Annotated in this window: 22 protein-coding genes; 12 read left to right on the forward strand and 10 right to left on the reverse strand. The window is 65.7% G+C overall.

The genetic code is table 11. The annotated features are described in order from the left end of the window. Positions 1–115 precede the first annotated feature (115 nt). Positions 116–433, reverse strand: coding sequence for an FtsB family cell division protein (locus tag CK489_RS29350; RefSeq protein ID WP_021079258.1), 318 nt, complete (start codon positions 431–433; stop codon positions 116–118). Positions 434–522: 89 nt separating this feature from the next. Then, complete coding sequence (locus CK489_RS29355) at positions 523–1,074, reverse strand: NADPH-dependent FMN reductase (protein WP_095734806.1); 552 nt, start codon at positions 1,072–1,074, stop codon at positions 523–525. A 243-nt stretch (positions 1,075–1,317) separates the two neighbouring features. Between CK489_RS29355 and CK489_RS29360 the strand changes: the two genes are divergently transcribed. Beyond that, entirely contained in the window at positions 1,318–2,433 is a 1,116-nt protein-coding gene (locus tag CK489_RS29360) for a D-alanine--D-alanine ligase family protein (protein ID WP_095734807.1), read from the forward strand. 112 nt (positions 2,434–2,545) lie between these two features. Here the strand turns inward: CK489_RS29360 and CK489_RS29365 are convergent, their stop codons facing one another. Continuing rightward, a complete protein-coding gene (locus CK489_RS29365; RefSeq protein WP_050626424.1) occupies positions 2,546–3,685 on the reverse strand; it encodes a zinc-binding dehydrogenase in 1,140 nt (379 codons plus the stop codon). Positions 3,686–3,733: 48 nt separating this feature from the next. Next, complete coding sequence (gene eno, locus CK489_RS29370; RefSeq protein WP_095734808.1) at positions 3,734–5,017, reverse strand: phosphopyruvate hydratase; 1,284 nt, start codon at positions 5,015–5,017, stop codon at positions 3,734–3,736. Positions 5,018–5,140: 123 nt separating this feature from the next. Here eno and queF point away from each other — a divergent pair, with 123 nt between their 5' ends. Continuing rightward, positions 5,141–5,617, forward strand: a complete 477-nt coding sequence (gene queF / locus CK489_RS29375; RefSeq protein WP_095734809.1) for a preQ(1) synthase — start codon at positions 5,141–5,143, stop codon at positions 5,615–5,617. A 9-nt stretch (positions 5,618–5,626) separates the two neighbouring features. Here the strand turns inward: queF and CK489_RS29380 are convergent, their stop codons facing one another. Continuing rightward, positions 5,627–6,835: an MFS transporter gene (locus CK489_RS29380; RefSeq protein WP_095734810.1), complete on the reverse strand. Its 1,209-nt coding sequence runs from the start codon at positions 6,833–6,835 to the stop codon at positions 5,627–5,629. A gap of 15 nt (positions 6,836–6,850) precedes the next feature. Beyond that, positions 6,851–7,708 (reverse strand): 3-deoxy-8-phosphooctulonate synthase, encoded by an 858-nt coding sequence (kdsA, locus tag CK489_RS29385; protein ID WP_095734811.1) that lies wholly within the window; start codon positions 7,706–7,708, stop codon positions 6,851–6,853. Between the two features lie 169 nt (positions 7,709–7,877). On the opposite strand from kdsA, the gene CK489_RS29390 reads away from it, so the two are divergent. After that, complete coding sequence (locus CK489_RS29390; RefSeq protein ID WP_050626419.1) at positions 7,878–8,216, forward strand: PAAR domain-containing protein; 339 nt, start codon at positions 7,878–7,880, stop codon at positions 8,214–8,216. Between the two features lie 304 nt (positions 8,217–8,520). Here the strand turns inward: CK489_RS29390 and CK489_RS29395 are convergent, their stop codons facing one another. Then, positions 8,521–8,847 carry an NIPSNAP family protein gene (locus CK489_RS29395; protein ID WP_095734812.1) on the reverse strand — a complete coding sequence of 109 codons (327 nt, stop codon included), beginning with the start codon at positions 8,845–8,847 and terminating at the stop codon, positions 8,521–8,523. A gap of 171 nt (positions 8,848–9,018) precedes the next feature. Between CK489_RS29395 and CK489_RS29400 the strand changes: the two genes are divergently transcribed. From CK489_RS29400 to CK489_RS29410, 3 genes are all read left to right on the forward strand, one after another. Next, positions 9,019–9,693 (forward strand): response regulator, encoded by a 675-nt coding sequence (locus CK489_RS29400; RefSeq protein WP_095734813.1) that lies wholly within the window; start codon positions 9,019–9,021, stop codon positions 9,691–9,693. After that, positions 9,690–11,069: a sensor histidine kinase gene (locus tag CK489_RS29405; protein WP_050626417.1), complete on the forward strand. Its 1,380-nt coding sequence runs from the start codon at positions 9,690–9,692 to the stop codon at positions 11,067–11,069. Before CK489_RS29400 ends, CK489_RS29405 begins: the two co-directional genes overlap by 4 nt. Before the next feature lie 115 nt (positions 11,070–11,184). After that, a complete protein-coding gene (locus tag CK489_RS29410; RefSeq protein WP_198961065.1) occupies positions 11,185–11,850 on the forward strand; it encodes a class I SAM-dependent methyltransferase in 666 nt (221 codons plus the stop codon). A gap of 19 nt (positions 11,851–11,869) precedes the next feature. Here the strand turns inward: CK489_RS29410 and pyrG are convergent, their stop codons facing one another. Continuing rightward, the gene (gene pyrG, locus CK489_RS29415) at positions 11,870–13,501 is read right to left on the reverse strand and encodes a CTP synthase (RefSeq protein WP_050626415.1); all 1,632 of its coding nucleotides are present in this window, start codon (positions 13,499–13,501) and stop codon (positions 11,870–11,872) included. A 167-nt stretch (positions 13,502–13,668) separates the two neighbouring features. After that, complete coding sequence (gene secG / locus CK489_RS29420) at positions 13,669–14,058, reverse strand: preprotein translocase subunit SecG (RefSeq protein ID WP_050626414.1); 390 nt, start codon at positions 14,056–14,058, stop codon at positions 13,669–13,671. Positions 14,059–14,261: 203 nt separating this feature from the next. Here secG and CK489_RS29425 point away from each other — a divergent pair, with 203 nt between their 5' ends. Then, positions 14,262–14,828, forward strand: coding sequence for a helix-turn-helix domain-containing protein (locus CK489_RS29425; protein ID WP_095734876.1), 567 nt, complete (start codon positions 14,262–14,264; stop codon positions 14,826–14,828). A 3-nt stretch (positions 14,829–14,831) separates the two neighbouring features. Beyond that, positions 14,832–15,365: a GNAT family N-acetyltransferase gene (locus tag CK489_RS29430; protein WP_095734814.1), complete on the forward strand. Its 534-nt coding sequence runs from the start codon at positions 14,832–14,834 to the stop codon at positions 15,363–15,365. 114 nt (positions 15,366–15,479) lie between these two features. Here the strand turns inward: CK489_RS29430 and tpiA are convergent, their stop codons facing one another. After that, the gene (tpiA, locus tag CK489_RS29435; RefSeq protein WP_095734815.1) at positions 15,480–16,232 is read right to left on the reverse strand and encodes a triose-phosphate isomerase; all 753 of its coding nucleotides are present in this window, start codon (positions 16,230–16,232) and stop codon (positions 15,480–15,482) included. 240 nt (positions 16,233–16,472) lie between these two features. Between tpiA and CK489_RS29440 the strand changes: the two genes are divergently transcribed. The 4 genes from CK489_RS29440 to moaC all read left to right on the forward strand — a co-directional run bounded on the left by CK489_RS29440 (position 16,473) and on the right by moaC (position 20,820). Next, complete coding sequence (locus CK489_RS29440; RefSeq protein WP_050626412.1) at positions 16,473–18,374, forward strand: peptidylprolyl isomerase; 1,902 nt, start codon at positions 16,473–16,475, stop codon at positions 18,372–18,374. Positions 18,375–18,444: 70 nt separating this feature from the next. Next, positions 18,445–19,458, forward strand: a complete 1,014-nt coding sequence (gene trpD, locus CK489_RS29445) for an anthranilate phosphoribosyltransferase (RefSeq protein WP_095734816.1) — start codon at positions 18,445–18,447, stop codon at positions 19,456–19,458. A gap of 11 nt (positions 19,459–19,469) precedes the next feature. Further along, complete coding sequence (gene trpC / locus CK489_RS29450) at positions 19,470–20,291, forward strand: indole-3-glycerol phosphate synthase TrpC (protein WP_095734817.1); 822 nt, start codon at positions 19,470–19,472, stop codon at positions 20,289–20,291. Between the two features lie 4 nt (positions 20,292–20,295). After that, positions 20,296–20,820, forward strand: a complete 525-nt coding sequence (moaC, locus tag CK489_RS29455; RefSeq protein WP_050626410.1) for a cyclic pyranopterin monophosphate synthase MoaC — start codon at positions 20,296–20,298, stop codon at positions 20,818–20,820. Positions 20,821–20,863 lie beyond the last annotated feature (43 nt).

The following is a 20,863-nucleotide window of genomic DNA, read 5'->3' on the forward strand; positions in this document are numbered from 1 at the left end:
CTCAAATCACCTTGGAAGGATTGCGTTCGCCCGATGGAATTTTGCTATGCCGCACTGCAGCGCGGCGCGACACTTTTGTGATAGCACGCGATTGTTTTTGAAATTTGAGAACGCGTCAGTTCGACTTGTTGATCCGAACCAGATCACGCGGGTTGGCGTAGTCGAGCTGGAAGCGCGCACGCTCGTCCAGCATGTCAGGATCGACCCGGTCCGACCGCAACAGCGACACCCGCTGCTCGCCCTCGGCCCGCTCCTTCTTCAGGCGCGCCAGCTCCGAGGTCAGCGCGATGATTTCCTGATCGAGTTCCTGCCGCGCGTTCAGGCCGTATTTACCGGTGTAGGCGTTGACGCCGAAATAGCCAACCATCAGCGCCGCCAGCGTATAGAGCGCTAGTCCGGTCAGAATCGATTTGAGGCGCGTGCGGGAGACCATGGCCGCGAAGATGCGGCCATGGGGTTAACGGAGTGCTAAGGCGCGACCATTTGACCGGCAAAGCGCTGCGCACTTTCCGGATCATGCGCTCAGCGGTTCTGCTTTTCGATGAAGGCCGCGAAGGCGTCGAGATACTGCTGCAGCACGCCCTTGAGCGACTCCTTGGTCAGCTCGCCCTTGTCGTCGAAAGCATCGCCGACGCCGTTGAGATAGGTTTCCGGCTGGCCGAGGATCGGACCGGAAATGCCCGGCAGAATGTTCTGCAGATGCTTCACCGCGCTGACGCCGCCGAGCGGTCCCGGCGAATTGCCGATGATGCCGATCGGCTTGCCGATGAACGAGCTCTTGCCGTAGGGCCGAGAGGCGACGTCGATCGCGTTCTTCAGCACACCCGGGATCGAGCGGTTGTACTCGGGGGTCACGAACAGCACGCCGTTCGACTTCTGCAGCTTCTCGCGGAAGGCGAGCCAGTCTGCCGGCGGCGCCGCCTCGAGGTCCTGGTTGAAGAAGGAAATGCCCTGAAGCGTCGTGACGTCGAGCTTCAGCGAAGCGGGCGCGAGCTTGGCCAGCGCATTGGCGATCTTGAGCGAGAAGCTCTCCTTGCGGATGCTGCCGACGATGGTGACGATGTTATAGGCCATAGCAAAAATTCCCTCGGGTTCGCGTGAAACTCGCCGACCTCACCTACCGGCGCCCTGAAAAAGATGCAAGTGCATGGATTGTGCAATTCCGGAAACGCATCGTTCACGAAATTGGACCGAACGGCCGGGCGCCAACCGGCCGCACGCCGTGGCGGGCGCGGCCGGAGGCCAAATCTCGACACGTTCCTCTAAACATAATGTGCGCAGATTCCACACAGCGTGCGGTCGACCGAAGGGCAGGCAATGGCAGAGCGGAGGATACGGGTTGCAATCTTGTTCGGCGGGCGATCGGCCGAGCATGACGTCTCACGGGCATCGGCGGCCAACGTGGTTCGCTCGCTCGACCCGGATCGCTATGAGGCCACGGCGATCGGCATCACGCGCGAAGGTCGCTGGATCGCGGTGGACGCAGGCAACGGCATCGGCACCGGCGGCAACTCATTGACCATTCCCCTCGACGGGCCGCAACTCGCGCTGCTGCCGGGCGGCCAGGGCCGCACGCTTGCGCTGGGCGGCGGCGCCACAGCCGTTCAGGAACTACCCGCATTCGATGTCGTCTTCCCGGTCCTGCATGGCCCCAATGGCGAGGATGGCACCGTGCAGGGCGCGCTGGAATTGTCCGACGTGGCCTATGTCGGCTCGCGCGTGATGGGCTCGGCGGCCGGAATGGACAAGGATATCGCCAAGCGCCTGTTGCGCGAGGCTGGATTGCCGATCGTTCCCTTTGCCGTGATGTCGGCCGCGGCCCCCGTCGGCTATGACGACGCGGCCAGCGCCCTCGGCTCACAGGAACTGTTCGTCAAGCCTGCCAACATGGGATCATCGGTCGGCGTGTCGAAGGCGCGCAACGCGGCGGAGTTCGAGGCGGCCTGCAGACTCGCGTTCCGCTTCGATACCAAGATCCTGATCGAGCGCTGCATCGCGCCGATCCGGGAGGTCGAGTGCTCCGTGCTGGAGGATGCCGAGGGCCGCGTGCGCGCCTCGCAGCTCGGCGAGATCGTGCCGTCCGACAAGCACGGCTTCTACTCCTACGACGCGAAATATCTCGATGCGGAGGGCGCCCTGCTGCAGGTGCCTGCCGACGTTCCGCCTGCCGTCGCCGATCGCATCAGGGAGCTCGCGATCAGGACGTTCGGCGTGCTGGGTTGCGAAGGCATGGCGCGCATCGACTTCTTCCTCCACGGCGAGCAGGCCTTCGTGAACGAGGCGAACACCCTGCCCGGCTTCACCAACATCAGCATGTATCCGCGGCTGTGGGAGGCCAGCGGCCTGCCGCAAACCGAGCTGATGGATGTCCTGATCGGCCATGCCCTGGAGCGTCACAAGCGCTCCAGGAGCCTGGCATTCGAGCGCGAGTAAAACATGATCCGGAAAAGTGCAAAGCGGTTTTCCGGAAAGATCATGCTCAAACAAGAATCCAAAGCGCGATGACGATTCAACCTAATCTCATCGCGCTTTAGTCTCCGATCGGTTACGCGCCCTTGTTCGGATTGATCAGGAATTTCTCGCCGGTCGCGCGCTTGCCGTAGACGGCGATGTTGTCGAGCTGCAGGGTTTCCTGCAACGACACCACCTTGGTGTAGTGACTGGCGAAGGTGGTCTTCAACTCGGCGACCACGCGCTGACGCAGCTTGTTGCCCGCCTCCGGACCGATCTTCATCAGGAACGGGAACAAGAGCCAGCCGCCGACGCCCCAGGCCATGCCGAAGCCGCGCGGCAGCTCGATCGAACGGTTGTCGAGGCTGCCATAAACGTAGACCTGCTTGTGCACATTCGAGCCGTAGCGGCTGTAGGCCTTGGCGGTCTTGTTGATCGCGGTCTCCATCGCGACCAGGATCTGGCCCGCGAGCTTGCCGCCGCCGATCGCATCGAAGGCGATGGTCGCACCGGTCTCGACCAGCGCGGCAGTGAGCTTGTCCATGAAATCGGGCGCGCTGGAATCGACGATGTGTTTTGCGCCGATCTTGTGCAGGATGTCGGCCTGCTCCTTGTTGCGCACGATGTTGACGAGGCCGATGCCGTCCTTGAGGCAGATCCTGTTCAGCATCTGGCCGAGGTTCGACGCCGCCGCCGTGTGCACCAGCGCCTTGTGACCCTCGCGCCGCATCGTCTCGGTCATGCCGAGCGCGGTCAGCGGATTGACGAAGCAGGATGCGCCTTCCGCCGGCGTGGTGCCCTCGGGAAGCGGCAGGCATTCGGTGACGCGCAGCGTGCGGTATTGCGCATACATTGCACCGCCGATCATCGCGACCGTCCGGCCCATCAACGCTTTCGCCGCGTCCGACGAGCCGGTCTTGATTACGACGCCGGCGCCTTCATTGCCGACCGGCATCGACTCGTCGAGCCGGGCGGCAAGACCGACCAATGCCGCTTCCGGCACGCGCGCGGTCACCACGGGCAATTCCTTGCTGCCGGAGACCTTGGCGGCGGCCATGTCGGCCGGGCCGATCAAGAGCCCGAGGTCGGACGGATTGATCGGGGTCGCCTCGACCCGGACCACGACCTCGTCGGGGCCGGGCTCGGGGGTCGGGACATTGACCAACGACAATTCCAGTTCGCCATCCTTCTTGAGCAGCGAACGCAGTTGCAGACCGCTCTTGCCGTCACTCATCCCGACCTCCCCTTTTTGCGTTTTGTTCAGTCCCGATCAGTTGGGGCGCTAGGCCAGCGCCTTCAAGGCCGCCCGGCCGGCGTATTTCGCCTGGGTACCGAGTTGCTGCTCGATGCGCAGCAGCTGGTTGTACTTGGCAGTACGGTCGGAGCGCGCCAGCGAGCCGGTCTTGATCTGCCCGCAATTGGTGGCGACCGCGAGGTCGGCGATCGTGGAGTCCTCGGTTTCGCCGGAGCGATGCGACATCACGGCGGTGTAGCCGGCCTTGTAAGCCATCTCGATCGCCGCCAGCGTCTCGGTCAGGGTGCCGATCTGGTTGACCTTGACCAGGATCGAGTTGGCGCGGCCGTGCTTGATGCCGTCGGCAAGCCGGGTGACGTTGGTGACGAACAGATCGTCGCCGACCAGCTGGCACTTGTTGCCGATCGCGTCGGTCAGTTCCTTCCAGCCGTCCATGTCGTCTTCCGACATGCCGTCCTCGATGGTGACGATCGGATAGCGGCCGACCAGATCGGCGAGATACTTCACCTGCTCCGAGCGCGAGCGGGTCTTGTTCTCGCCGCCATAGACGTAGGCGCCGTCCTTGAAGAACTCGGTGGAGGCGCAGTCGAGGCCGAGCACGACGTCGTCGCCCGCCTTGTAGCCGGCCTTGCCGATCGCGTTCATGACGAACTCGAGCGCGGCGTCGGCCGACGGCAGGTTCGGCGCAAAGCCGCCCTCGTCGCCGACATTGGTGTTGTGGCCGGCCTTCTTCAGTTCGCCGCGCAGCGTGTGGAAGATTTCCGAACCGCAGCGCAGCGCCTCTGCGAAGCTGCTGGCGCCGACCGGCAGGATCATGAATTCCTGGAAGTCGATCGGGTTGTCGGCATGCACGCCGCCATTGATGATGTTCATCATCGGCACCGGCAGCGTCCGCGCCGAGGTGCCGCCGACATAGCGATACAGCGGCATGTCGAAGGATTCCGCGGCAGCCTTGGCGCAGGCCAGCGAGACACCGAGGATGGCGTTCGCGCCGAGCCGGCTCTTGTTCGGGGTGCCATCGAGCTCGATCATGATCTGGTCGATCGCGACCTGCTCCTCGACGGCCTGGTCGCTGAGCGCCTCGAAGATCTCGCCGTTGATGGCGGCGACCGCCTTCTCGACACCCTTGCCGAGATAGCGCGACTTGTCGCCATCGCGCAGTTCCACCGCCTCATGGGCGCCGGTCGAGGCCCCCGACGGCACCGCCGCGCGACCGATCGACCCATCCTCCAGCACGACATCGACCTCGACCGTGGGGTTGCCGCGGCTATCCAGGATTTCGCGGCCGATGATGTCGACGATGTCAGTCATGAGAACCTCTTTTGGCAGTGCGGGGGGCAGATGGCGGTGCTTCTACCGCAATGCATCGAGGGGGAAAAGGCCGGGTGACGGGCGCCCCCGCATTGGATAAGAGGACGCCACGGAGACCCCCTGATGGCAAAGAAATCCACCAAATCAACCACCTCCCCCGGCCTGCAACTCGGCCGCGCGGTGGAATGGCCCGACGCACCGGAAAAGGCGCAGCTCGACCGCGTGCCCAACCCACAGGCTGGTACCGATTATCTGGTACGCTTCACCGTGCCGGAATTCTCCTCGATCTGCCCGGTGACGGGCCAACCGGATTTCGCCCATCTGGTGATCGATTACGTGCCAGGCCGCTGGCTGCTGGAATCCAAATCGCTGAAACTGTTCGCCGCGAGCTTCCGCAACCATGGCGCCTTCCATGAGGACTGCACCGTCATGATCGGCAAGCGGATCGCCGACGAGATCAAGCCGAAATGGCTACGCATCGGCGGCTACTGGTATCCGCGCGGCGGCATCCCGATCGACGTGTTCTTCCAGACCGGACGATTGCCGAAGGGTATCTGGGTTCCAGATCAGGGCGTCGCGACGTATCGCGGGCGGGGCTAGAGAAGCGGCCTACGCCTCGACATCTGGTCGCGCGGCGGCATCAGCCGGCCGGGTCTGCTTCAGAAATCTCGCGCAGATGAAGCCGAGCACGACCATCACGGCGGCGGCCGAGACCAGTGTCGTGGTCTTGCCGGCGTGTTGAAGTCCAAAACCGTAAGCGATCGGGCCGACGGTCTGGCCCATGAAAAAGAAGAACGAGTGCAGCGACAGTGCGGTGGCGCGCGCTTCCACTGAGAGCTCGCTGGCGAACACCTGCAGGCAGCCGTGGATCATGTAGAAGCCGAGGCCCATCACCAGGAGGCCCGCCATCTGCAATTTCCAGTGCGGCCCGAAGGCGACGCCGACCAGCTGGATTGCGACCAGCGTCGCACCTGCGATCATCATCCCCCTCACCCCGATCAACGGCAGCATCCGCGAGACCGTCAGCGTGTACAGCAATCCGCCGATCGCAAAGCCTGCGATCACGATACCGGCGATCGACAACGAGGTCTCGCCGAGCTCGAACAGGAACGAGGCGATGAAGGGAAACAGCCCGAGCACGCAGCAACCTTCGACGAAGACCGCCGAGTAGCAGATCCGCGCGTTCGGATTGGTGAAGATGGTGCGATAACCGTGGCGCAGCGCCTTCAGGCTGGTGCGCGGCGGACGGTTCAGCGCGGCGCCGCGGAAGCCGGCCGCAACCGCCAGCGCGACGATGATCACGAGGCCGCCGAGCACCGCGAGCACGCCGCGCCAGCCGAGGAAGTCGCCGATCAGGCCGGAGGCCGTGGCTCCAAGCAGATTGCCGGTCATCGAGCCCGCCAGCGTCCGTCCGATCGCGAGTTGCCGCTTGTCCGGGCCGACCAGATCGCTGGTCAGCGACAGCGCCACTGGAAACACGCCGCCCGAGCCGACGCCGGCGAGGATGCGGGTCACGAACAGCATCGGGAACGAGGTCGAGAGCGCGCCGAGGATGTTGGCGACGCCGAGCAGGCCGAGACAGATCGTCATCAGCCGCGCCTTGCCGAACAAATCGGCGGCGGCGCCGATCGCCGGTTGGACCGCAGCGAAGGTGAAGGCGAACACCGCCGCGAAGCTCGCCGCGGTCGCGATGCTGACGCCGAAGTCCTCCGCGACATGCGGCAGCACCGGATCGAGTGCACGCACCGACAGGCTCGCCGCGAAGGTCGCCAGCGTGATGACGTTGAGGGCCGGCGGCATGCCGCTGGTTGCGGTCATGTCGTCGTCACCCCGTCAGGCCGCGGTCTTGGCCAGCGCGTCGAACTGCATCAGCCGCCTGACGAGGGCTTCGAAGTCGCGGAGCGGCACCATGTTGGGGCCATCGGACGGCGCGTGATCCGGATCGGGATGGGTCTCAATGAACACGCCGGCGACGCCGACCGCGACCGCCGCGCGCGCCAGCACCGGCACGAATTCGCGTTCGCCGCCCGACGAGGTGCCCTTGCCACCCGGCTGCTGCACCGAATGGGTGGCATCGAAGATCACGGGCGCACCGGTGGTGCGCGCAAGGATCGGCAGCGCACGCATGTCTGACACCAGCGTGTTGTAGCCGAACGATGCACCGCGCTCGGTGACCAGCACATTTGGATTGCCTGCGCCGGTGATCTTGTTGACCACATTCGCCATGTCCCACGGCGCCAGGAACTGGCCCTTCTTGACGTTGACGACCCTGCCGGTCGCAGCCGCGGCCAGCAAGAGATCGGTCTGCCGGCACAGGAAGGCCGGAATCTGCAGCACGTCCACCGCCTGCGCCGCTTCCGCGCATTGATCCGGTTCATGCACGTCGGTCAGCACCGGCAAGCCGAGCGAGGAGCGGATCTCGGAAAAGATCGGCAGTGCCTGCTTCAGCCCGATGCCGCGCGCGGCCGAGGCGCTGGTGCGGTTCGCCTTGTCGAACGAGGTCTTGTACACCAGGCCGATCTTGAGCCGCGCCGCGATCTCCTTCAGCGCGGAAGCCACTTCAAGCGCATGCGCGCGACTCTCGAGCTGGCAGGGACCTGCGATGATCGAGATGGGCAAGGCATTGCCGAACTTGGCCGATCCGACGGCAACGATCGGCGCGGCGGCCTGCGCGGAAACCTGATTGGTCAAAATGCTGCATCCTTTCGCCGGCGACCATGCAATCCCGCGCCGGAAGGATCAAGCCATCCGGCACGATGAGGGGGTTGCGCTGACGCCGTGGGTGCGCCGTGCTATCACAATCCTGCCCGAACCGCCCCTATAGAGTGCGGCGGAACAGATTCCCAGTGTGAGGAACGACATGCGCTTTTCGCCTGTGATCGTAGCCGCGGCAGCCCTGTCGGCGATGTCGGGTGTGGCCTATGGCCAGGCCAGCAGCCAGCCCGGGGTCGTCACCGGTGGCGCCACCGGCGTCACCGTCAACGGCAAGCCGGCCGCGCGCAGCGGCGACACCACCAGCAACGGCGGCCCGCTCGTCGAAGGCGTGCCTAACGTCCTGATCAACGGCAAGCCGGCGGTGGTGATGGGCGACCGCACGCATTGCGGCGGCAAGACGACCTCGGGCAGTCACGGCGTCTTCATCAACGGCAAGCCGATGGTGACCCAAGGCGATCAGACCTCAGGCTGCCCGCAACAATAGCGCTGCGGCGTTTCGCCAGCGGCCAAAATATCGAAAACAACCCCATGCAAAGGAGCTGGCGTCTGCCGGCGTCCGACAAGGCAGCTTGACCCGTCGGGCAAATCAGGGATATATTTCCAATATTCCGAAATCGTGCACCCCCTCGCCCACCAGGCTGCCGCATATGGCGTGCGCGATCACGCTTCCCCTGAAGCGACGAAGCAATCCAACGCGCGCATATGCGGTGCCGATGGATTGCTACGCGGAGCCTGTCATCGGGCGCGCGTTCGCGCGACCCGTTGGCTCGCAACGACCGCAGTCGGCGCTACTTGACCGCTGAGAACGACGTCGGCACCAGAAGCTGGTTTTCGATGGTGAGAACGATCTGGCCGTCCTCCTCGGTCTTGGCGCGCGCGGCGATCCATTCCGGATCGGTCGCGAACGCGGTCCATTTCTTCTCGCGCTCAGCGAGCGATTCCCAGGCCAGCAGATAGGTCAGGTCCTGGTTGGATTCGCCGACCAGCGTCGTGAAGAAGCCGGCCTGCCTGATGCCGTGCTTGTCCCAGAGCTTCAGCGTGATGGTCTCGAAGCGCTTGAGCAGCGCCGGCAGCCGGCCCGGCAAGCAACGATAGACGCGGGTCTCGTAGATCATTTGCGGTCCTCCCAGATTTGCGGTGCGGGCGGTTATAGCCAGCACCTTCCGGACTGTCTTGAGGGGGCGACAACATGGCACCCCTGCTCGCACGGGGCGACCGTTTCCGCAATGTTGTTGCAATGTTACCTGCCCTAATACCGGTCGTTCGGGATCTGGATACAAGAGCACATGCGGATATTGCTGGTTGAAGATGAGGCCGAGATGGCGGCGGCGCTGGCGCAGGCGCTGAAGGGCTACGACATGGTCGTCGACCATGTGCCGACCCTTGCCGAGGCCGAGGAAGCGATTTCCGCCGACGTGCATGGCGCGGTGCTGCTCGACCGCCAGCTTCCCGACGGCGACGGCCTCACGCTGATCCCGAAGCTGCGCGCCAAGGCTGACGGCGTTCCGATCATCGTGCTGACCGCGCGCGGCGATCTCGCCGACCGCATCACCGGGCTCGACAGCGGCGCCGACGACTATCTGGCCAAGCCGTTCGCGGTCGAGGAACTGCTCGCGCGGCTACGCGCCGTGCTGCGCCGTCCCGCCGGCCTGCAGCTCGAGATCATCAAGGCCGGCCGCATGGCGTTCGATTGCAGCCATCGCGAAGCCAGCGTCAATGGCCGCCCGCTCGACCTGCCGCGGCGCGAGCTGCTGGTGCTGGAGACATTGCTGCGCCGCCTCGGCCGCACGGTGCTGCGCGCGACGCTCGAGGAAGCCGTCTACAATTTCGAGGACGAGATTCAGTCGAACGCGCTCGATGCCCATGTCTCGCGGCTGCGGCGCAAGCTCGCCGATACCGATGCCGGCGTCGAGATCCACAGCATTCGCGGCGTCGGCTACCTGCTCAAGCAGGTGTCATGAGCGAACCCGCCGATCACTATTGCCTGCGCTCGCAACTGAGCTGGCGGCTGGTCGCGCTGCAGGCGCTGCTGCTTGCGATGCTGATCGTTTGCCTGATCAGCGCATTGTGCGTCACCGGTTTCCTGATCGTGCCGCGCGATGAGGATCACGTCATTTCCATCGTGCAGAGCGCGATCGCACGCGATGGGCAGGGCAATCTGGTGTTACGCTCGACCGCCGAGCTCAAGCAGCTGCGCGAAAACACGCCCGACCTCTGGTTCCTGGTGCGCGACCGGCAGGGCCATTCGCTATCGGAAGGCACAGTGCCGCCCGAATTCGCCGGGATCGGCGGTGCACTCGACCAGATCAGCCAGGCCAGGCTCGGCTGGCAGATGTTCGAGGACGATCCGCGCAAACAGCCGGCGCGGCTGAAGCGCGTCAATTCCGATGCCGGCCCGGTGCAGGTGCTCACGGCCACGCAAGGGCCGACGTCGAGTGTCAAGACGGCACTCGCCACGACGCTGGCGTTCCTTGCCGTTGCCCTGCCCGGCCTGCTCCTGATGGCATGCGCCACCTTCATCGCAACGCCGATGGTGGTGCGGCGCGCCTTCGCCGGCCTCGACACTGCGGCCGATCAGGCGCGCCGGATCGATTTCCGCCAGCGCGGCAGCAGGCTGTCGGCCGATCACCTGCCGCTCGAGGTCGCGCCGTTGGTGACCGCCGTCAACGACGCGCTGACGCGGCTCGACGACGGTTATTCGCGCCACCAGCGCTTCGTCGCGGATGCCGCGCACGAATTGCGCACCCCGATTGCGATCCTCAACACGCGGCTGGAGTCGCTGCCGCCGGGGCCCGAGAAAACCCGCCTGCTCGAGGACTCAGCGCGGCTTGCAACGCTCGCCGAGCAGCTACTCGACATCCAGCGCTTCGACCAGTGCCGCAATCCGTTCGGGCGTGTCGACCTCGTCGCGGTCGCGCGCAGCGTTGCCGCCGATCTCGCGCCGCTCGCGATCGCGGCCGGTTACGAATTGTCGCTCGATAGCGCAGCCGATCGGGTCGAGACGCTGGGCGACCGTGCCGCGCTGGAGCGCGCGCTGACCAATCTCGTGCAGAACGCCATCCAGCATGGCGGCCGCCGCGGCACCATCACCATCCATGTCGGCAGCGCCGCGACGATCGACGTGACCGATGAAGGCGACGGCATTCCGAAGGATGAGCGCACGCGGATCTTCGATCCGTTCTACCGCCTCGCGCCGCTCGACCGCGGCGCCGGCCTTGGTCTGAACATGGTGCGCGAGATCGCAAGGCTGCATGGCGGTCACGTCTCCGTGCTCGACGGGCCGAAGGGCGGCGCGTGCTTCCGTCTCACATTACCGCCAGCGCCCTTCGCATCGTGATATCAGAGCGCTTTCCAGCAACATCGCGCAATGTTGTCGCAATGCAGGTCCCGCAAACAAGCGATCGCGCCACGCAGTCGAGTCGCGGCGCTGCGACACTTTGCTGGGAATTCCAATGGCACATGATCTCCTCTCTTTCTTCACGGCGTGGATGGCAGCCCCCGGCCGCGTCGGCGCCATCGCGCCCTCGGGCGCCGCGCTCGCCGAACTGATCACGCGCGACATCAACGCCAACACCGGCCCGGTGCTCGAGCTCGGTCCAGGAACGGGCGCCTTCACCTATCAGTTGCTGAAGCGCGGCGTGCGCCAGCAGGATCTCACGCTGATCGAATACGGCTCGGATTTCATGCGGCTGTTGCAGCTCCGCTTTCCCGGCGCGCGCGTGCTGTGGATGGACGCAGCAAGGCTGGCGTCGGAACGACTGTATGACGGCGCGCCGGTCGGCGCCGTGGTCAGCGGACTGCCGCTGCTCAACATGTCGCCGCGCAAAGTCATCTCGATCGTCGGCGGCGCATTCAGCTACATGCGTCCCGGCGGCGCGTTCTACCAATTCACCTATGGGATGCGCTGCCCGATACGGCGGCCGATCCTCGACCGGCTCGGCCTGCGCGCCACGCTGGTTGATCGCGCCATCCTCAACGTGCCGCCCGCCGCGGTCTACCGGCTGACGCGGCGACCGCAGTACAAGCTGTTGATGCGCGACGTCGCACCGGCGGCCGGCACCAACGTTTCACCGATCAAGCAGGAGCGCCAGGCGAGCGAGGACTGCGCCGCCGTGTGACGGCGCAGCTGGCAGCCGACTACATCAGCCGGCTCTGCTTCGCCGCGGCCTCGATAAACGAAGCGAAGAGCGGATGCGGTTCAAACGGCCGCGACTTCAGCTCGGGATGGAACTGGACGCCGATGAACCACGGATGGTCCTCGTACTCGACGATCTCGGGCAATACGCCGTCGGGCGACATGCCGGAGAAGCGCAGGCCGTGCTGCTCGAGGCGGTCCTTGTAAGCCGTGTTGACCTCGTAGCGATGGCGGTGCCGCTCCGAGATCTCGGTCGCGCCGCCATAGACCTGCGAGACGCGGCTGCCGCGGTTGAGCGCCGCGGGATAGGCGCCGAGCCGCATCGTGCCGCCGAGGTCGCCGCTCTGCGAGCGCTTCTCGAGCTCGTTGCCGCGCAGCCATTCGGTCATCAGGCCGACCAGCGGCTCGTCGGTCGGGCCGAACTCGGTCGAGTTGGCGTTCTCGATGCCGACCAGATTGCGCGCCGCCTCGATCACCGCCATCTGCATGCCGAAGCAGATGCCGAAATACGGCACGTCGCGCTCGCGCGCGAACTGCGCCGCGCGGATCTTGCCCTCGGCGCCGCGCTGACCGAAGCCGCCGGGCACCAGGATGCCGTTGACGTGCTCGAGGAACGGCGCCGGGTCCTCGTTTTCGAACACCTCGCTCTCGATCCAGTCGAGATTGACCTTCACCTTGTTGGCGATGCCGCCATGCGAGAGCGCCTCGATCAGCGATTTGTAGGCGTCCTTCATGCCGGTGTACTTGCCGACGATGGCAATGGTCACCGCGCCTTCCGGATTGCGGACGCGCTCATTGATCACGTGCCAGCTCTGCAGCGCCGGCGGAATCTTCGCCGTGATGCCGAACGCGGCCAGCACCTCGTCGTCGAGGCCGGCGGCGTGATAGGCCTCCGGCACCGCATAGATGTTGTCGACGTCGCGCGCCTCGATCACGGCGCTCTCGCGCACGTTACAGAACAGGCCGAGCTTGCGCCGCTCTTCCTTGGGGATTTCGCGGTCGGTGCGGCACAGCAGGATGTCCGGCTGGATGCCGATCGAACGCAGCTCCTTCACCGAGTGCTGCGTCGGCTTTGTCTTGAGTTCGCCAGCACTTGGAATGTACGGCAGAAGTGTCAGGTGAATGTAGACGGCGTGATCGCGTGGCAGCTCGTTCTTGAGCTGGCGGATCGCCTCGAAGAACGGCAGGCCTTCGATGTCGCCGACGGTGCCGCCGATCTCCACCAGCACGAAATCGTACTCGTCGTTGCCCGACAGCACGAATTCCTTGATCGCGTTGGTGACGTGCGGCACCACCTGGATGGTGGCGCCGAGATAGTCGCCGCGGCGCTCCTTGGTGATAATGTCCTGATAGATCCGCCCGGTCGTGATGTTGTCGGCCTTGGTGGCCGGACGACCGGTGAAACGCTCGTAATGGCCGAGATCGAGATCGGTCTCGGCGCCGTCGTCGGTCACGAACACTTCGCCGTGCTGATACGGCGACATCGTTCCGGGATCGAGGTTGAGATAGGGATCGAGTTTGCGAAGGCGGACCTTGTAGCCCCTAGCCTGCAGCAAAGCGCCGAGCGCCGCTGAAGCCAGACCCTTGCCGAGCGAGGAGACCACGCCGCCGGTGATGAATATGTACCGCGCCATGGGACTTTACCTTTAAGCCGCTTCCTGCGATTCGCAAAACGAATCAGCTGTTCCCGGCAAACAAATCACCGGGCTGTGGGTTACGTTAAACTGACAGCGATTTCAGAGCATTAATGGGGATTTTGGATGCAGGATGCCAGCGGTGCATCCTGCATGGCCACCCCGCTTTATTGCGACCGTGGCGCCTGCGGGCCGCTCGGAGCCTGCTGGCCCTGCTGCTCGTCGGTCTTCTTCAGCGAATCGAGGATGCCGCCGGAGGTCGGGGGCGTCAGCGGCGTGCCGCTGGCCGGCTGGGTCTGCGCGGGTGCGCCGGTGCCGATGATCGAGCTCGGCTTGCGGTCATAGCCCGCGTACCAGGACAGGAACAGGCTGGTCAGGAAAAAGCCGACCGCGAGGATCGCCGTGGTCCGCGTCAGCAAATTCGCGGTGCCGCGGCTCGACATGAAGCCGGCGCCGCCGCCCATGCCAAGGCCGCCGCCTTCGGATTTCTGCAGCAGCACGGCGCCGATCATGACGGCGACGATCATGAGATGAATAATGATAACGACAGTCTGCATCGCAAGCCTTCCGTCACAAGCCGCCAAGCGGCCAGACAAACGGCGCTATCGGCTTTGCGGTTTTCGTGAAGTCGCGCCCTGTTACACGATTGCACCGGGCATTGTCACCCCCGAGATAGTCGCATCGGCTGACATCACAAGCGATGCTGATCGCACTCCGCCGCATCTTGATCGGAACCAGCCAATTCTATTATAATAGACATATGGATACTTTGGTAGACGATCTGAGCCAACGCCTGGCGCAGCGGATCAGGCTCGAACGCGACGGCCGGGGCTGGTCGCTGGCCGAGCTTGCCGAACGCGCCGGCGTCTCGAAGGCGACCATCAGCAAGATCGAGCGCGCCGAGGTCAGCCCGACCGCGGTCGTGCTGGTGCGCCTCGCTTCGGCCTTCGACCTCACGCTGGCCGGCCTGATGCTGCGCGCCGAGGGCGAGGGCGAACGGCTGTCGCGCGCTGCCACGCAGCCGGTCTGGCGCGATCCCGAAACCGGCTATCTGCGCCGCCAGGTGTTCAGCCGCCCCGATCATCCGGTCGAACTGGTGCGGGTCGAACTGCCGCCGAAACAATCGGTGACCCTGCCCGCTTCGTCCTATGCCCATATCCGCCAACTGGTCTGGGTGCTGAATGGCAGCCTCGTCATCACCGAAGGCGGCGCGCGCCATGCGCTCGGACCCGGCGATTGCCTCGGCTTCGGCTCGCCGGCGGAAACCACCTTCGCCAATGAGACCAACACCGGCTGCATCTATGTGGTCGCCCTTGCCCGGAGCTGATGCATGCCGCACATCGCCATCAAGCCGCTCGCCGATGAACCCGGGATTCGCGGGGCGCTCACCGAATTGTTGATCGAGACCGTGGCCAGCGGCGGCTCCGTGAGCTTCATGCATCCGCTATCGTCCGAAGACGCCGACGCCTTCTGGCAGGATTCGCTGGGCGCTGCGGCGCGCGGCGAGCGATTCGTGCTCGGCGCGTTCGCCGGCGATGATCTGATCGCCACGGTAACGCTGCTGCTCAAGCTGCCGCCGAACCAGCCGCACCGCGCCGAGATCGCCAAGATGATGACGCGCGTCGCCCACCGCGGTCGCGGCGTCGCCACCGCATTGCTGCGCGCCGCCGAAACGCTTGCGATCGAGCACGGACGCACACTGCTGGTGCTCGACACCGCCGTCGACGACGGCGCCGCGCCGCTCTACGAAAAGCAGGGTTTCCAGCTCACCGGCATCATCCCGGAATACGCGCTGAAGCCGCATGGCGGCCTCACCGGGACGATGATCTATTGGAAGCGGATCGGCGCCGCCCTGGCCGCCTAGTCCACGAGCCGCCATTGCGAGGTGCGAAGCGACCAAGCAATCCATCGATCCGCGCACGCGGTGACATGGATTGCTTCGCTACGCTCGCAATGACGTGGATGGAGTGTCGGCCACCTAACAGCCCGCGGCGATCGCGAGGAAGTCCGAGGCCTTTAGGCTGGCGCCGCCGACCAGCGCGCCGTTGACGTTGGCGACGGCCATCAGCTCAGCGGCGTTCGACGGCTTGACCGAGCCGCCATACAGGATCCTGATCTTGTTTCCCTCGCCCTTGAAGCGATCGGTGAGCTGACCCCGGATAAACCTGTGAACTTCCTCGACATCTCCGGCGGTCGGGGTCAGGCCGGTGCCGATCGCCCAGACCGGCTCATAGGCGACCACCAGGTTGGCCGCGGTCGAGCCGTCGGGCAGCGAGCCCGCCAGTTGGCTGCCGCAGACGTCGAGCGTCTTGCCGGCGTCGCGCTGCTCGCGCGTCTCGCCGATGCAGACGATCGCGGTCAGTCCGGCGCGCCAGACCGCCTCCGCCTTCTGCCGAATCAAGGCGTCGGTCTCGCCACGGTCGGCGCGCCGCTCCGAATGGCCGACGATGATGGCGACCGCGCCGAGATCCTTGAACATTTCCGCCGAGAGGTCGCCGGTGTGGGCCCCCGACGCCTTCGGATGGCAATCCTGGGCGCCGACGGCGACCTTAGAGCCGCGCGCCTTGTCGGCGAACGCCCCGACCAATGTCGCGGGCGGACAGACCAGCAGATCGGCCTTCCCGGCGACGTCGCCGGCGCCGGCCAGCATCGCGTCGAACTCGGCAAAAGAGGATTTCAGGCCGTTCATTTTCCAGTTGCCGGCGATCAGCGGCCGGATGGCATCGGTCATGTCGGATTTCCCATCGATCAAGCGTCGTCATGCGCTACCAGAGCCGGGCGGCGACTTCCAGAGCGCGGCTTCGCGTCCACCGTGCGACGCTTCCGCCCGCGCGCCCGAGGTTGCGGGGGGACACGAGCCACTTTATAAGCGTTTTCAATTCGGTGACGCCCTGCTGCCGGACAAAAAGTCCCGACTTTTGGTCCCATTTGGGCACGATCCGGTTCCCCTCCTACAAAACAAGTTGGACCCATGCTTCGAGGAATGCGGAAAGCCTCATCAAACTGGCTCGGCAAGACGATTATGGCCGTGGTGATGGGCGTTTTGATCGTCAGTTTCGGAATTTGGGGCATTGCCGACATCTTCAAGGGGTTTGGCCAGTCGACCTTCGCCAAGGTGGGCGGGACCGAGATTTCGGCCGAGCAGTTCCGCCAGATCTATACTGACCGCCTGCAGCAGCTTGGCCGCCAGTTCGGCCGTCCGCTGACGCCGGAGCAGGCCCGTGCCTTCGGGATCGACCGCCAGGTGCTGCAACAGACGCTGGCGGAGGCCGCGCTCGATGAAGAAGCGCGCCGCACCGGCCTCAACCAATCCGATGCCGAGGTGCTGCGCACGATCTACAACGATCCGAACTTCAAGGGCCTCAACGGCCAGTTCGATCCGCAGCGCTTCCAGTCCGTGATCCGCAACTTCGGCTACACCGAGGGGCGCTATATCGCCGAGCAGCGCCGCGTCGGCCTGCGCCGGCAGATCGCCGGCACCATCTCGTCCGGGATCGAGCCGACCAAATCGATGGTCGAGGCGCTGACCCGTTTCCAGAACGAGCAGCGCTCGATCGACTACGTCACGCTCGGTGCCGCGCAGGCCGGCACCATCGATCCGCCTTCGCCCGAGGCGCTCGCCGCCTATTTCGAGGACCACAAGGTCCAGTTCCGCGCGCCCGAATACCGCAAGATCTCCTTCGTCGCGATCACGCCGGAGGAAATCGGCAAGTGGGAAACCGTGTCCGACGAGGATGCCAAGAAGCTGTTCGAGGAGCGCAAGGACCGGCTCAGCACACCCGAGAAGCGCGAGGTCTCGCAGATCGTGTTTCCGGACGCCGGCGAGGCCCAGGCTGCCCGCGCGCGCATCACGTCAGGCACCTCATTCGACGACATCGCCAAGGAGCGCAAGCTCAGCCCGGCCGATGTCAATCTCGGCCTGGTCGCGAAGTCGGCGATCCTCGATCCGGCCGTCGGCGATGCCGCCTTCTCTCTTCCCTCCGGTGAAGTCAGCCAGCCGGTCCAGGGCCGCTTCGGCATCGCGCTGGTCAAGGTCGGCAAGATCGAGCCCGGCGTGACCCCGACCTATGAAAGCATGGCGCAGCAGGTGAAGAACGAAATCGCCTCCGAGCGCGCCCGCACCAAGGTCGCCGAGCTGCGCGACAAGATGGAAGACGAGCGCGGCGGCGGCTCCAGCGTGATCGACGCGGCGCAGAAGCTGAAGCTGAACGCCGTCACGATCGATGCGGTCGACCGCTCGGGGCGCCTGCCGAACGGCCAAGTCGCGTCGAACATCCCACGCGGCCTCGACGTGGTGTCGCAGGCCTTCAACAGCGACGTCGGCGTCGACAACGACCCGATCTCGTTCAACAACGGCTATGTCTGGTACGACGTGCTCGGCATCACGCCCTCGCGCGAGCGTCCCCTCGACGAGGTCCGCGACCAGGTCGAGGCGAAATGGCGCGAAGACCAGATCTCCGCCAAGCTGCGCGCCAAGGCGACCGAGATGGTCCAGAAGCTCGACAGCGGCGCCAAGCTCGCCGACGAGGCGGCCGCTGCCGGCGTCAAGGTCGAGACCGCCGCGAACTTCAACCGCGAGGCCTCCCTGCCCGGCGTGCCCGCCGGCGTGGTCGCGGCCGCGTTCCGCACCGCCAAGGATGGCGACGGGCAGACGTCGGCCGCCGGCGGCAGCCAGTGGGTCGTCTTCCGCGTCACCAATGTGACGGTCCCGCCGGTCGACTTCGCCTCCGACGCGGCCAAGCAGCTGACCGAAGCGCTGCGGCGCTCGATGAGCGACGAGCAGGTCGCGCAATATGTCAGCAAGATCGAGACCGACATCGGCGTGAGCGTCAACCAGGCGGCCTTCGCACAGGTGACAGGCGCAAATAATTGAGCATGATCGGGACAGCGCGGCGACGCGCTGGCCGCAGATCAAGCTCCAACAACAGACCCTGAGCCCGCGAATGGACGACCTGAAATCGATCATCGGAAAAGTCGCCACCGGCGCCACGCTGACGCGTGAAGAAGCAGCGTCCGCCTTCGACAGCATGATGTCGGGCGATGCGACGCCCTCGCAGATGGGCGGGCTGTTGATGGCGCTGCGGGTGCGCGGCGAGACCGTCGAGGAGATCACCGGCGCGGTGAGCGCGATGCGCGGCAAGATGCTGGCGGTGAAGGCTCCGGCCGAAGCCGTCGACATCGTCGGCACCGGCGGCGACGGCTCCGGATCGGTCAACGTCTCGACCTGCGCGGCCTTCATCGTGGCCGGCGCCGGCGTGCCCGTCGCCAAGCACGGCAACCGCGCGCTGTCGTCGCGTTCGGGTGCTGCGGACGTGCTGGCCTCGCTCGGGGTCAAGCTCGATCTGACGCCGGCGCAGGTCGGACGCTGCGTCGCAGAGGCCGGCATCGGCTTCATGTTCGCGCCCGCGCATCATCCGGCGATGAAGAATGTCGGCCCGACCCGGGTCGAGCTCGCCACCCGCACCATCTTCAACCTGCTCGGACCGCTGTCGAACCCGGCCGGCGTCAAGCGGCAGATGGTCGGCGTGTTCTCGCGGCAGTGGGTGCAGCCGTTGGCGCAGGTGCTGAAGAATCTCGGCTCGGACAAGGTCTGGGTCGTGCACGGCTCCGATGGCCTCGACGAGATCACCCTCACCGGCCCGACCTTCGTGGCGACGCTCGAGAACGGCGAGATCAGGACGTCAGAGGTGACGCCGGAAGACGCCGGCCTCGGCCGCGTCGACGGCGAGGCACTGAAGGGCGGCGATGCCGACGCCAATGCGATCGCGCTCTCCAGCGTGCTGCAGGGCAAGCCGAGCGCCTATCGCGACGTTGCCTTGCTCAACGCCGCCGCCGCGCTGATCGTGGCCGGCCGCGCCAAGGACCTGAAGGAAGGGGTTGCGATCGGCGTCCAGTCGCTCGACAGCGGCGCGGCCGCGGCGCGGCTCAAGCATCTGATCGCGGTGTCCAACGGCTGAGAACGAAAGTCATGTCCGACATCCTGACCAAGATCGAGGCCTACAAGCGCGAGGAGATCGCCGCCGCCAAGCGCGCGCGCCCGCTCGTCGACGTCGAGGCGCAGGCGAAATCGGCCTCGGCGCCGCGCGGCTTCGTCCGCGCCCTCAGGGACAAGCACGCACGCGGCGACTATGCGCTGATCGCGGAGGTGAAGAAGGCCTCGCCCTCCAAGGGGCTGATCCGGGCCGATTTCGACCCGCCCGTGCTCGCAAAGGCCTACGAGGCCGGCGGCGCGGCGTGCCTGTCGGTGCTGACGGATGCGCCCTCGTTCCAGGGCCATCTCGACTTCATGGTCGCGGCCCGCGCGGCGACCGACCTGCCGGTGCTGCGCAAGGACTTCATGTTCGACACCTACCAGGTGGCGGAAGCGCGCGCCCACGGCGCCGACTGCATTCTGATCATCATGGCCGCGCTCGACGACGCGGCGGCCAGGGAGATCGAGGACGCAGCACTCGGCTACGGCATGGACGTGCTGATCGAGATCCACGACCGCGCCGAGCTCGACCGTGCGCTGAAACTTCGCTCGCCGATGATCGGCGTCAACAACCGCAATCTGCGCACCTTCGAGACCACGCTCGCGACCAGCGAGGCGTTGGCGCCGCTGATCCCGCGCGACCGCCTGATGGTCGGCGAGAGCGGCATCTTCACGCCCGACGATCTCGCCCGCCTCGAGCGCGTCGGGATGTCGACCTTCCTGGTCGGCGAGAGCCTGATGCGCCAGCAGGACGTCGCTGCGGCGACCCGCGCCCTGCTGACGCGGCAAGCCACCCCGCGCGCCACCGCAACGCGCTGACGCGATGGCGCGGAAGTCCAAAGCAAAGACCCAAGCCGAGCCGTCGGGCGCCGCGGCCCTCACCCATATCGATGCCAAGGGTGACGCGCGCATGGTCGATGTCTCGGCCAAGCCGGCGACCGAACGGACCGCGGTCGCCGAAGGCCGCGTTCTGATGAGCAAGGCAACGCTGGCGCTGATCGAGTCGGGGCAAGCCAAGAAGGGCGACGTGCTGGCGACCGCGCGGATCGCCGGGATCATGGCGGCCAAGCGGACCTCCGAGTTGATCCCGCTCTGCCATCCGCTGGCGCTGACCAAGGTCACGATCGATATCGCAACCGACGCCAAGCTGCCCGGCTGCATCGTCCGCGCCAGCGTCAAGGTGACCGGGCCGACGGGCGTCGAGATGGAGGCGCTGACCGCGGTTTCGGTCGCCTGCCTGACGATCTACGACATGATCAAGGCAGTCGAGCGCGGCGTGCGCATCGAAGGCATTCATCTGATCGAGAAGATCGGCGGCAAGTCCGGGCACTATCGCGCCGGCGCGTGATCGGCCGTGCGCTCGACGATTTGGCGAGCCGCCGATCGAATTG

The organism is Bradyrhizobium sp. UFLA03-84 (genome assembly GCF_002289535.1).
Classification (GTDB): domain Bacteria; phylum Pseudomonadota; class Alphaproteobacteria; order Rhizobiales; family Xanthobacteraceae; genus Bradyrhizobium; species Bradyrhizobium viridifuturi.

What these genes read in the sequence shown, in the direction of transcription:
- queF (WP_095734809.1), top strand. Translation starts at nt 5,141, where the DNA reads ATGGCAAAGAAATCCACCAAATCAACCACCTCCCCCGGCCTGCAACTC.
- CK489_RS29400 (WP_095734813.1), top strand. Translation starts at nt 9,019, where the DNA reads ATGCGGATATTGCTGGTTGAAGATGAGGCCGAGATGGCGGCGGCGCTG.
- secG (WP_050626414.1), bottom strand. Translation starts at nt 14,058, where the DNA reads ATGCAGACTGTCGTTATCATTATTCATCTCATGATCGTCGCCGTCATG.
- CK489_RS29390 (WP_050626419.1), top strand. Translation starts at nt 7,878, where the DNA reads ATGCGCTTTTCGCCTGTGATCGTAGCCGCGGCAGCCCTGTCGGCGATG.
- CK489_RS29365 (WP_050626424.1), bottom strand. Translation starts at nt 3,685, where the DNA reads ATGAGTGACGGCAAGAGCGGTCTGCAACTGCGTTCGCTGCTCAAGAAG.
- pyrG (WP_050626415.1), bottom strand. Translation starts at nt 13,501, where the DNA reads ATGGCGCGGTACATATTCATCACCGGCGGCGTGGTCTCCTCGCTCGGC.
- tpiA (WP_095734815.1), bottom strand. Translation starts at nt 16,232, where the DNA reads ATGACCGATGCCATCCGGCCGCTGATCGCCGGCAACTGGAAAATGAAC.
- CK489_RS29430 (WP_095734814.1), top strand. Translation starts at nt 14,832, where the DNA reads ATGCCGCACATCGCCATCAAGCCGCTCGCCGATGAACCCGGGATTCGC.
- CK489_RS29380 (WP_095734810.1), bottom strand. Translation starts at nt 6,835, where the DNA reads ATGACCGCAACCAGCGGCATGCCGCCGGCCCTCAACGTCATCACGCTG.
- CK489_RS29355 (WP_095734806.1), bottom strand. Translation starts at nt 1,074, where the DNA reads ATGGCCTATAACATCGTCACCATCGTCGGCAGCATCCGCAAGGAGAGC.
- eno (WP_095734808.1), bottom strand. Translation starts at nt 5,017, where the DNA reads ATGACTGACATCGTCGACATCATCGGCCGCGAAATCCTGGATAGCCGC.
- trpC (WP_095734817.1), top strand. Translation starts at nt 19,470, where the DNA reads ATGTCCGACATCCTGACCAAGATCGAGGCCTACAAGCGCGAGGAGATC.
- CK489_RS29440 (WP_050626412.1), top strand. Translation starts at nt 16,473, where the DNA reads ATGCTTCGAGGAATGCGGAAAGCCTCATCAAACTGGCTCGGCAAGACG.
- trpD (WP_095734816.1), top strand. Translation starts at nt 18,445, where the DNA reads ATGGACGACCTGAAATCGATCATCGGAAAAGTCGCCACCGGCGCCACG.
- CK489_RS29395 (WP_095734812.1), bottom strand. Translation starts at nt 8,847, where the DNA reads ATGATCTACGAGACCCGCGTCTATCGTTGCTTGCCGGGCCGGCTGCCG.
- CK489_RS29425 (WP_095734876.1), top strand. Translation starts at nt 14,262, where the DNA reads ATGGATACTTTGGTAGACGATCTGAGCCAACGCCTGGCGCAGCGGATC.
- CK489_RS29405 (WP_050626417.1), top strand. Translation starts at nt 9,690, where the DNA reads ATGAGCGAACCCGCCGATCACTATTGCCTGCGCTCGCAACTGAGCTGG.
- moaC (WP_050626410.1), top strand. Translation starts at nt 20,296, where the DNA reads ATGGCGCGGAAGTCCAAAGCAAAGACCCAAGCCGAGCCGTCGGGCGCC.
- CK489_RS29410 (WP_198961065.1), top strand. Translation starts at nt 11,185, where the DNA reads ATGGCACATGATCTCCTCTCTTTCTTCACGGCGTGGATGGCAGCCCCC.
- CK489_RS29360 (WP_095734807.1), top strand. Translation starts at nt 1,318, where the DNA reads ATGGCAGAGCGGAGGATACGGGTTGCAATCTTGTTCGGCGGGCGATCG.
- CK489_RS29350 (WP_021079258.1), bottom strand. Translation starts at nt 433, where the DNA reads ATGGTCTCCCGCACGCGCCTCAAATCGATTCTGACCGGACTAGCGCTC.